This window comes from Pseudomonas sp. CFBP13528, from assembly GCF_005233615.1.
GTDB lineage: Bacteria > Pseudomonadota > Gammaproteobacteria > Pseudomonadales > Pseudomonadaceae > Aquipseudomonas > Aquipseudomonas fluorescens_AM.
On the sequence record NZ_QGAJ01000039.1, the window covers coordinates 1 to 1,303 of the forward strand.

Annotated in this window: 1 protein-coding gene; it reads right to left on the minus strand. The window is 52.1% G+C overall.

From position 1 onward, the window contains the following. Positions 1–37: 37 nt before the first annotated feature. Positions 38–1,213 (minus strand): integrase core domain-containing protein, encoded by a 1,176-nt coding sequence (locus PspCFBP13528_RS27455; RefSeq protein WP_137201910.1) that lies wholly within the window; start codon positions 1,211–1,213, stop codon positions 38–40. Positions 1,214–1,303 lie beyond the last annotated feature (90 nt).

Genomic DNA, 1,303 nt, shown 5'->3' on the forward strand with positions numbered 1-1,303 from the left:
TGTACGGGTCAACCACATGGGTTACAAAAAAGTGCACTCACATAGGTGACACTTTGATTGAGACATAACCGTTCTTTGCATCTCTCGCATTCACATGGCCCAAGATCACAGGACCGAAGATTACATTCCATACCCCATCACCGATCATCTCCATTCCGATGGTCTGGTGACAAAGTAGATTGCCAACATAAACCCGCATGCCTCCTCGATTGATGATTCCGCTACTGTCGGCCAGGTAACTCTCAATATGACTCGCATAGATCATTTCCGGTAGCGTCTCTGGGTACATTCGAGTTGAAGGCGTATAGCAAGCAGCAGGCGTTTTCTGGCCAAGCGCCTCATGTCCACGCTCGTAATTGTAGTGCTGCAGGAAGCGATCAAAGTGTCGCTGCTGGGCTTCCCACGCAATTGCCGACGGGTGAGGTAATGTACTTTTCAGCGTCCGGTGCATGCGCTCATGCCGCCCATTCTGATCTGGGCGACCTGGCTCGATCCTCTCAGGAATGATCCCAAGTCTCATCCACCAAATCGACAGCTGTGACAGCCCTGCACGACTGGTGCTGGCAAACGGTATCCCATTGTCAGTACGAATACGCTCTGGCAGGCCGTATTCGCGAAAAACCCTTTCGAAGGTTTGCTGGGTTTCCTTCAGATTGGTGCTGCTCATGCTCTGGCACGCCAGCAAAAACCGGCTGGCATGATCCATGATCGTCAGCGGATAACACCAAATCCCTGCTCCGGTCAGGTATTGGCCCTTGTAATCAGCGCTGAACAACTGGTTGGGATTTTCTGCCTTGCGTAAAGGCTTGGGATACACAGCCACCCGTCGGCGCAATGGCTTGGGGGTAATCAAATCAGCTGCCTTGAGAATGTTGTAAATGGTCGTCTTCGAGGGCGGATCCTGATCTGGGAAACGCTGTATGAGGCTATTCTGAATCTTTTTCGGGCCGGGGATCGTCTCGCCACTTAAGCGAAATTCAACGATTGCCTGTTTCACAGCCAAGGGCACCACGTAGGTTTGGTTGTGGCGGCAGCGGCTACGTTCATCAAGCCCACTCGGGCCCTCTGCCTCGTAACGCCTGATCCACTTATACCCAGTCTTGCGGCTGACCTCATAGTCCCGGCACAGCTGGCTAAGGCTGTGCTTCTGGGACAGGTAATCGGCAATGAACATTACTTTAAGGTCCATAGGTTTCAGCTCTTTCCAGGGCATGGTCAGATCCTCGCGAAATCGACCCTGCCAGTTAAAAACTGTTACCTATGTGCGTGAACTGATTTGTAACCCATGTGGGTGAGTCATACC

Coding starts and splice junctions, on each gene's coding strand:
- PspCFBP13528_RS27455 (WP_137201910.1), bottom strand. CDS start 1,213: ATGCCCTGGAAAGAGCTGAAACCTATGGACCTTAAAGTAATGTTCATT.